The 9,008-nt window shown below is 63.8% G+C and carries 9 protein-coding genes; 2 read left to right on the top strand and 7 right to left on the bottom strand.

The genetic code is table 11. The annotated features are described in order from the left end of the window. The 7 genes from ROJ8625_RS21420 to ROJ8625_RS20370 form a co-directional block, all read right to left on the bottom strand. A partial coding sequence (locus ROJ8625_RS21420; protein WP_234984335.1) for a recombinase zinc ribbon domain-containing protein occupies window positions 1–799 on the bottom strand: 799 nt, incomplete at its 3' end. Then, on the bottom strand, window positions 796–1,536 hold the full coding sequence (locus ROJ8625_RS21415) for a recombinase family protein (protein ID WP_234984334.1): 741 nt from the start codon (window positions 1,534–1,536) through the stop codon (window positions 796–798). The genes ROJ8625_RS21420 and ROJ8625_RS21415, both read right to left, overlap by 4 nt. After that, window positions 1,533–2,528 carry a tyrosine-type recombinase/integrase gene (locus tag ROJ8625_RS20385; RefSeq protein WP_085793777.1) on the bottom strand — a complete coding sequence of 332 codons (996 nt, stop codon included), beginning with the start codon at window positions 2,526–2,528 and terminating at the stop codon, window positions 1,533–1,535. The genes ROJ8625_RS21415 and ROJ8625_RS20385 overlap by 4 nt, the downstream gene beginning before the upstream one ends. A gap of 51 nt (window positions 2,529–2,579) precedes the next feature. After that, window positions 2,580–4,274 carry a site-specific integrase gene (locus ROJ8625_RS20380; RefSeq protein WP_159456834.1) on the bottom strand — a complete coding sequence of 565 codons (1,695 nt, stop codon included), beginning with the start codon at window positions 4,272–4,274 and terminating at the stop codon, window positions 2,580–2,582. Window positions 4,275–4,440: 166 nt separating this feature from the next. Beyond that, window positions 4,441–4,650, bottom strand: a complete 210-nt coding sequence (locus ROJ8625_RS20375) for a helix-turn-helix domain-containing protein (RefSeq protein WP_085793775.1) — start codon at window positions 4,648–4,650, stop codon at window positions 4,441–4,443. After that, window positions 4,631–4,795 carry a hypothetical protein gene (locus tag ROJ8625_RS21120; protein ID WP_159456833.1) on the bottom strand — a complete coding sequence of 55 codons (165 nt, stop codon included), beginning with the start codon at window positions 4,793–4,795 and terminating at the stop codon, window positions 4,631–4,633. The genes ROJ8625_RS20375 and ROJ8625_RS21120 overlap by 20 nt, the downstream gene beginning before the upstream one ends. A 44-nt stretch (window positions 4,796–4,839) precedes the next feature. Then, window positions 4,840–5,703: a hypothetical protein gene (locus tag ROJ8625_RS20370; RefSeq protein ID WP_143535234.1), complete on the bottom strand. Its 864-nt coding sequence runs from the start codon at window positions 5,701–5,703 to the stop codon at window positions 4,840–4,842. Window positions 5,704–6,958: 1,255 nt separating this feature from the next. On the opposite strand from ROJ8625_RS20370, the gene ROJ8625_RS20860 reads away from it, so the two are divergent. Beyond that, on the top strand, window positions 6,959–7,351 hold the full coding sequence (locus ROJ8625_RS20860) for a hypothetical protein (RefSeq protein WP_143535233.1): 393 nt from the start codon (window positions 6,959–6,961) through the stop codon (window positions 7,349–7,351). A gap of 70 nt (window positions 7,352–7,421) precedes the next feature. Beyond that, window positions 7,422–8,588, top strand: a complete 1,167-nt coding sequence (locus ROJ8625_RS20365) for a DUF4236 domain-containing protein (RefSeq protein WP_085793773.1) — start codon at window positions 7,422–7,424, stop codon at window positions 8,586–8,588. Window positions 8,589–9,008 lie beyond the last annotated feature (420 nt).

The following is a 9,008-nucleotide window of genomic DNA, read 5'->3' as shown; positions in this document are numbered from 1 at the left end:
CTCCCTCCAATTCGATCGTCACGTCCTCACCCGTCTCGGAAGGCTGCACGACGATCCGGTCGATCAATCCGCGCAGGACGTCCAGCGCCTGTGTCCTGATCTCCGGGTCCCGAAGGCTCTCCGCGAGCTCGGCCACCTTGGCGCGGTACAGTTCCGGCAGCCTGGGGTGCAGCCGCACAGGCGACGGGGCAGGGGCGTCGAGCTCGGCTTCGAGCTGCATCTTCCGCGCTTCCAGTTCCTCTAGCTGCTGAAGCAGTCCCGGTGTACGCAGACCGTCGGCGATGGCCGAATAGAGCCCGGTGAGCTGTTGCCTGGTCTCGGCGAGCGCCTTGTCCTTGCGCCGGCGCGCCGCCTCTTCCGAGCGCCGGCCGCCATTGACCGCCGCGGTGTAGGCCGCAGCGAACTCCGCGACCGCGTCGGGTTGCATCAGGCGGTGGCGCAGCAGATCCAGGACGGCACCTTCGAGCGCGCTGCGCCTGTAGGAGCGGCGATGCTCGCAGTTGGCGAGCTTCCGCGCGGCGGCGCAGGCAAGGTAGTCCTTGCCGACCGCGGCCATCGTGCCGCCGCAGGCGCCGCAGAAAAGCTTGCCGGTCAGCAGATGCGGCCCGCGCCGGTGTTCCCAGAATCGGCTCTTCCGGATGCCCTGCACGGCGGGCGTCGCGTCGATCTCGCCCTGGCGCGTCTTCACGCGCGCCCAGAGATCGTCGCTGACGATCCGCAGCTCGGGAACCTCGTCGATCACCCAGTCACTCTCGGGATTCATGCGCGAGACGCGGTTGCCGGTTGTCGGGTCCTTCACGTAGCGCGCATGCGGTTCCAGATCCGGCGCCCGATATAGAGCTCGTTGTTGAGGATGCCGGTCCCGCGCGTGCGATGTCCGCGGATCGCCGTGTCCCGCCAGAGCTTGCCGCGCGGGCCGGGAATGCTCTCGGCATTGAGCGCATGGGCGATCGCGATCGGCGACGCGCCATCGGCAAAGTCCCGGAAGATCCGGCGCACGATCTCGGCTTCGGCTGGATTGATCTCGCGCTCGCCCTTCACCGGATCGCCGTCGGCCCCGAGCCGGCGCACGACGTCGTAGCCGTAGGCGTTGCCGCCTCCCGAGCGCCCGGCCTCGACCCGGCCGCGCAGGCCGCGATGGGTCTTGGCGCCGAGATCCTTGAGGAAGATCTGGTTCATCGTGCCCTTGAGCCCGACATGCAGCTCGCTGACCTCTCCTTCGGCCAGCGTCACGATCTTCACCCCGCGAAACCCGAGGTGCTTGTAGATCGTGGCGATGTCGGCCTGATCCCGGCTGAGGCGATCGAGCGCTTCGCAGACCACGATGTCGAGATCGCCACGCGCGGCGGTCTCGAGCAGGCTCTGCAGGCCGGGCCGGTTCGCCGAGGTGCCGGAGATGGCCATGTCCGTGAAGGTCTGCGTCACGGACCATCTCTCGCGGCGCGCGCGCTCCGAGCACAACCGCACCTGGTCTTCGATCGAGGCTTCGCGTTGCAGATTGGACGAAAATCGCGCGTAGATCGCGGCACGGATCATCGGGAGGTCTCCTTCAGCTGCGCGAGCAGAGTGGCGTAATCGCGGCCCGCCTCGATCGTTCGCGCATGATTGTAGTGCCGTGTGCCGGTTCTGTCGCTCGTATGGCCGAGGACCGGCCGAATGAGCAGAGCACTTTGCGGAGAGATCCGGGCCAGCGTGGTCGCCGCCGCATCGCGAAAGAAGTGCGGCGGAATGCGTTTGCCGGTCATCTCAAGTGTCTTCACCGCGATCCGCGGTCCGATATAATCCTCGTTCATGGCGTGGCCGTTGCGATCGATCCAGAGGGCCGGCACATCGGAATCGCTCCGTTCGACGAGGAGTGGACGCGCCTCGTCGAGATAGTGTCTCAGGATCGGATCGACCTGTGACGGCACGTCCGCCTCCCAGGGGTGGCCGGTCTTTGTGAGCGCACCGGGAACCGCCAGCGTGATCTGTCTCTCGCCGATGAAGACGCTCTCGCCGAGCGAGAGGCTCGCCAGCGTCCGTCGCCGCATCGGCATCAGGGCCAGTAGCGCGATCATGGCGCCGTCGCGCATGCCGATGGCGCGGTAGAGCGTGCTGTCGCACCGTGCGGCCGATGTCTCGAACAGAGAGGATCCGGCGTCGAACAGCGCGGCACTCGACAGGATCCGGCCGACCTTGCGCGTCGGCGAGCCACGACCCGCCGCACGCTTCAGCCCGGCCTTCAGCCGCCGGTGCGCGGACCAGTCGTGGTCGGGCGCGGCTGCACTCAGAAGCCGCAGAACCGCGTCGACGAACATCAGCTGGCTCATCGGCGCCACGTGATCGAGCGCGAGGAGCCAGCACCGAAGGCGGTCGATCGTCGCGCGGTCTGTGGGCGCTCTCGCGAGCGCATCTGGATCGCTCTCCTGAAGATGCTTCAGCCAGCGACCATAGCGCACGGCAAGCGTCCGCTGCGACGTGTTGCGCAGGTGAACGAGCGGGCCGCGATCGTCGAGCGGGCCACCCTGACAGAACAGGCTCCTCCACATGCGTCGATCTTGTTCCGGCCATGCCGCTTCGGGCAGAACGAGGCTCATGGCTCAAGCCCGTCTCATGTCCGAGATGAGATCCGAGAAGGCGCGCGTCGCCGCCTTGGCCTCGAGACCGGAATACATGTTGATGGTGTGGCTGAGTTCCGAGTGGCCCAGAAGGCGCCGGGCGACTTCGTAGCCGCCGGGATTGGCGTCGAGCCAGTTCATCACCGCGAAGTGCCGGAAAAGGTGTGCGTTGACCTCGAGTCCCGTCTCCCGATCGACCCGCCCGGCGATCCGCGACGCGAGCGCGGATGGATCGATCGTCCGGCGACCCGAGCGTTGCGGAAAGAGGTACGGTGTGCCGGCCGGGCACATGTACGGCACCCGCGTGGCCAGGTGTCGATCGAGCAGATCGACGACATCGGCGGGCAACTCGAACTCGATCGACCGGCCGGTCTTCGTATCCTCGTCCTCGAGGACGAGATAGACGCGGCCGTCGCCGGGCCGCTGCACGTGACGATCGATCTCTAGCCCGGCCAGATTGGCCACGCGAAGCGGACAGACCAGAAGGATCGCGATGGCCAGCGCATCCTCACGCGCCAGTGCCGCGGTATGCGGCTTTGTCTTGCCGGACGCGCGCGCGAAAATCGTCTCGGGCAGCGTGAGCAGGCGCCGGCGGTGGCGCGGCTCCTGCAGGACCCGAAGCCGCGCACGGTTCTTTGCGGTCATGCCTCTCTGACTGGGCAGAGCCAGGCGTGCGGCCAGTCTCGCCAGTGCGTCGCGGGTCGCCTCGGCAGCGCTCAGGATGCCGGCAAGATTGCGCAGCAGGCCGGCCATCTCGCTGATCGAGCGGGACGTCTCGTTGTCGTTGCGTGCGAGCATCTGGCGCAGACCGCGCTCGGCGATCTCGGGATCGATCAGCGTCGATACGGACGTCAGATCACCGGGATCGGTGCCGGCATGAACGAGTTCGGAGGCAAAGCGCACGATCTGTCGGCGGTATTGCGTGAGGGTGGCGGGGCGCAGCGCGCGTGTGGGTCCGCTGTCGGACAGCGGGTCCGGTTTGCCGAGCCGTGCAAGAAGGGTGTCGAGATCTACCCGAAAGCTCTCGGGAAACGTCTCGATCTCGAGCCGGATCGTGGTCTGGCGCGAGGGCAGCGTGAGGATCGTGTCGGGCCATCCCGGCACCCGTTGTCGCGCGAGGTTCCAGCCGTTCACCGCGGCCCGGTACGCCGTCTCCGGATCCTTGCTGATCTCGTTGATCGCTACGGCTTCGCGATAAGCCTCCGCGTCGGCCTCGCTGACCAGGTCCGGCACCGTTCCGCGCGCATTGAGAAAATGCACGAAGCGCAGAAGCGCGGTCGGGAGCGTGGGATCTCCAAGTGCCAGCACCTCGGTCCAGAGTGCCTTCCAGGTCTCGTCGAGATCCTCGAGACGGCGAAAGCGCCGCTCGACGATCCCGCACTCGGCCATGGCCGCGCGCACGTTGCTGCGCAGGTTCTGCCAGGTCTTGTCCGTGATCCCGATCCGCGCGGGTCGGATGTCCGCCAGGCGCGGCTGCAGCCACCGCCCGTCGGCGGGCACGTCGCCGGGTGGCAGGCCGAGCACCTCTGCGACGCGCTTCAGACCCGAAACCATGTCACGTTGGCGGTCCGGGAAGAACGAGGCCTGTTCGGTCACCTTGTCGATGAGGTCCTGGAAGGTCGGCGTTCCCGCCGGGACGAATGAGCGGTCGTGTGATATTGGAGTTTGAGCAGTCATCGGGAACGCCTCGCAGTGGTCGCATAATGTCTCGGGCGCCCGGCGGTGGACAGGCGACCCGATTCGGGAAAACGATAGCATGAGAAGTCCGCAATTTACGGGGCGTGGGTCTTCCCGATGCAGGGTCAAGTCATTGACTTGAATGGACTTTGCGGGGCAGGGCGTCCTACCAGCTTACGCGGCGCCGGTAGGCTGCATGCGCCTCGGGATGGATGCGGATGAGCCGCCCGCCGGGGCCCACTCGGATCACCTCGATGAGCCCAGCCGCGATCGCGCGGCGCACCGTCTTCTCGGACACGTTGTCTGCCCGGGCGACGTCCTTGACGGTCAGCAGCGCGCGGCACTGGTCAGGTCTCTTAAGGGGCTTTGGTGGCATTGGCGTCGTCCTCGATCGGCGATGTATCGAGACACGCCTCGTGCGCGGCCGCCTCGCCCAGAAGGCGGGCAAGCGCCAGGACAGCCGCGTCGACCTGTGAAAGGTCAGAGCTGTCCGAGGTCTGTCTGGCGGGAGCGCGTGTCATGGCATGACCATGACGCGTCGGCGCTCACCGGGCTAAAGCATTGATTAGGTTGCGTCGCCCATATCACTAACAGGAGGGGTATCGTCCTCGACTGCTGCGCGATCTCGAGCGGTTCTGTAATGGGCGAGGTCTTTGCGAAGAGTGCCGCCTGCGATCTTTGTTGGCGGATCGGTAACTCGGACGACGACCGCGTGGACGAACTCTGGCAACGACCCGACAAGCTGTGCGTGCTCACCAATCGGTGCCGTGTTAAAGCTGAGAGGCCTCCCAGCGGCTTCCCAGATCTCGCAACACTGCATGACGACATCGAGTCTGCGTCTGTCCACAACTGTGCGCTTGTCGAGGGGCGACATGTCGAAGGCGACACTGGGACGGTCCTCCAGGCCGCTGAGAAGCGCATCGATGCGGCGGATGCCCGAGGCAAGCTCGTTCGTGAGTTGCTTTGCCTCAGCCAGTTGGGGGTTTGTTGTGGGCTCGGACGCGAAGCGCGGTTCGAGCCTGTTCATGCCCTCTTCAAGCTTTGAAAACTGCTCGCCGATGGCGCTGGCGCGACGCTTGAGCTCCTTGATGGTCTCTCGTCCGCGCACACTCGCTGTCGCCCGGTGAACCTCCACGAAGTTCGAAGCCGTGTCGCGATCAAGGCAATGTCCAAGTCTGATCGAGAGGGCCTCAACCTGCTCAACTTCCAGGCCGAAAAGCTCGGCTATCTCGCGAATCTCATTCGCGCTCAATACCCCGGCATCGCCGTAGTCATCTATGCGCCAACGCAGCGCACCACTGATGCCATCGAAGTGAATGTAGATCGAGTAATCGGGGACCGTGGCCATCGTCTTGGCTTCCGGCTCGTCGCTGGGATTTTGGGACGGCATTCCTTGCCTTCGAGATGCAGCTTCAAGTGTTGCACTCATCTACCAGCGGGCCGCCCGGCGAGAAAGTGTCGCTATTTGCTCAGAGAGTGTGGAGTGAGCTGAGGCGGTTCCTCGAGCATGCTGCGCGTCGGTCTCGTTGACGGGGCGGACAGCTTGGCGAGACGTAACGGCCACACGCTCGGCGCCTTCCCGATCTGAACTTGCTTAGAGAGCGGTCGTTCGTCTGGCTCAAACGCTCCGATGAAACCGCGTCCTCAAGCCGAGAATGCTGGACGGCGCATCCGGCGCGAAGCTGCAAGGAGCACCGTCCGGTATCTGGGCTCAGTGGCGTGGTCGTCGCGTTGCCCCGAACTAGCACGCACGTGCGAGCGATGGCCAATCACCTCTCCGCCCTACGAAAAGCACCTGTCACCAAGAGGGCGTCGTACACCGCTGGCCCGAAACGGCTCCGCCATTTGGCAGCTGCGCCGCTTCGGGCCAGCTCCCGTCGGCGCAGCACCCTAGTTCGTCACGATCGAAGTCACGGCGTCTTTCTGCGACGAACGGATTGTGCGTGATATTGATACCCCTCGCAGAACCCCACTGATGCTTGCGACGAGAGTTCAGCATTCTCCCACGGTCCGGAACCGAGGCGGGTCTACCAACCCGGCTCCGTTCCGCGGCGTTTACCCTCTTGCTCCTCCCCCGCGAGCGTCTCCCGAAGAGCAGGACCACGGTAGGTTCGTCGACCGGCCACCAACGACGACAACGATCCGGGGACTACCCCACCCCGCGCCGTGACGGCTCCTTCTGGTCCGGCGCAGAAACGCGACACACTATATCCCACCGGCCGGTGAAGTCGTAATCAGGCGACCTGACGGAAACGGGGACCGCCGAGGCTGTGCGCAGCCGGAGCGGGACAGGTGAAGAGCCTGTGGGGAAGCGGCTGGCCATCGATAAACGGCATCGCGTGGATACGGATCGGGACCGAAGGGACTTCCCCTGCAGGTCGGGGGGAAGTGCGGGGGCCGGCTATTGTCTTGTCAAATCAAAGGGGAGAGTTCGCGGGTTAGAGCGCGACCCAAGGCTGCGTTTTGGCGTGCATAAGGTGCGCTCCAGCTCAGCTCCGGCCTGCTGAATGGGCAATCGAAATTACTGCCAAGTAGCAACAGTTGGGTGATTGGAGCCGGGGCTCCTCGAATATCCGGCATGCGCAGGAAGCGGAATTTGCAAAGTCTGGGCTCGTCACTTGGCGCAAGAGGCGCGACCGGCCCAGATTGACCGCGCGAATCATTGGTGAGTTTGCAGTTGCTGCATGGGCCTACCCGCCGCGATCGGCCCAGACCTGCCGTTCAGTCCCTCGCCGATCGCCGCGGTGCAGCTTCGCCGGGCCGGCCATTCGTCCATCATGCAGCATTTTCGGAGGATGAAGGTCAGCAGGGCAGACGAAGCTGCCGTTAATGGGCTCCATTTGAAAGTCCTCTTGTTGCAAGTCCTAAGTGAACGGACGAATGCAGGACTTCCGGCAGCGGCAGCAAAGGGTCGCAAGGATGGTCGGTCGATGGCTGCCACGTCGGAAAGGGTAGTGCGTGCCCATCAGATTATTGCGAACAACCTAACAATGCGTGAGGCCGCCGCAGGCGTGAAAGTTGGCAAGTTCGTGCTTTATGCCGCCCTGAGCGTGACCGACACGCCGCTCCTGAACTGATCTCGCATTTAACATCTGGCGCGGGTCGCATTTCACGTGCAACCTGCACTGGCTTTATTGTGGGTAGCTCATGCCTTACTACATCAGAGATTCCGTCAGTCTCGGTCCGTTCCGGATTAACCTCTCCAAATCAGGTCTCGGGATCTCCGCCGGCGTGAAAGGGTTTCGCGTCGGGACCGGTCCGAAGGGGCATTACATTCACGCTGGAATGAACGGCGTCTACTATCGGAAATCCCTGGGGGGGCTCGGGAGAAAGCCAAAGTCGGCCCCGGCGAATAACACGACGGACTACCGGTCCGAAATCGCTAGGATCGCCCCTGACGACAAGCTGCCGACATACATGACGGATGACGGGGTGCTGATGCGCCGCATCCTTTCGGCGGAGGCGGACGTCCTCGTGTCGGAAAGTCATTCGGAAGCCCTGAAGAGCCTGAACGAGGCTCGCGAGCGCACGTCTTACACGCTCATACTTTGCGGCGTCGCGGCGGTCGGCCTCGTCTTCTCATTCCTGTCGCAAAACCCCGTCGCAATAGGAATTTTTGTGGCGTTGCTCGTTGCCGCCTACGCGATCGGCAACATGCTCGACATCCCGCGGCGAAACGTCGTGTTCGCATACAACCTCGAGCCAGCGGCCGAGGAGAGGTATAAGGCGCTCGTCGGGGCGATCGACCGGATCGCCGGATCAAGCAAGGTTTGGTTTGTGAAGGCGAAGGGTGACATCACGAACCTTCATGCTTGGAAGAAGAACTCCGGCGCATCAGCATTGGTGGACAACAAGGAAACGTCCGTATCCTACGCGCTTCCGCCCGGGGTTGCGTCGAACGTGACGCCTCCTGTCATCATGATCGATGGGAAGAAATGCTACTTCTTCCCGGACTGCATCCTGATCGAGGAGAACAAGCGGTTCGGAGCGGTCCGTTACGAGACCATCCGCACCGCGGTCCGCGATCAACGCATGATCATGGACTCCGCACCTTCGGACGCGACAGTCGTCGGCCAGACTTGGAAATACGTCAACAAGAAGGGCGGACCTGACCGCCGTTTCAAGGACAACCGCCAGCTGCCGATCTGCCTGTTCGAAGAGATCGGCATGGTGAGCGATGGCGGCTTTAAGGGGCTGCTTCAGGTCTCTAAGCATGGCATCAGCGGAGCCTACGGAAGCGCCGTCATGGAGCTCGGCCGCGTCACTAAAGAGTTGAAGGACGCCGAGCCTCTTCTGATTACGAAAGAGGCATAAAAGGTAAATGTCCGCAATCTTAAGATGCCTTGGGGGTTTCGTTTTCGGCCTAATCGTGAACGCTGTTAGTCCCGTCGTAGCTCCGGCGACGACGGACTGGATGCGGCGCTGCGGCGGGGCGCACACAGGTCCCCAGGTGCGCCGTTAATCCCGGCCCCGCCCCGCCGTTCGCCGACATGTTCGATGCTGCGCCGCGGCTTCACCAGACCGGATACTGATGCAATTTGCGTAATCTTCGAAAGCGGCGCGGCAGCAACACGGACAGAGCTACTATTCGGTTGCCCCAACATTTCTGACCTGCTCCCCGGATTGTCCTCGTTCAGAAGTTTAGTCCGTTCCGGGTTTGGTCCTTCTCTGACCTGTTGAAGTATTCCCGCGGGGTAAGCCCGTCGAGGCTCGTGTGCGGGCGGTGATGGTTGT

It is taken from the genome of Roseivivax jejudonensis, assembly GCF_900172265.1.
Classification (GTDB): domain Bacteria; phylum Pseudomonadota; class Alphaproteobacteria; order Rhodobacterales; family Rhodobacteraceae; genus Roseivivax; species Roseivivax jejudonensis.
Note: the sequence above shows the minus strand (reverse complement) of the source record. Positions and strands in the feature narration are given on the sequence as shown.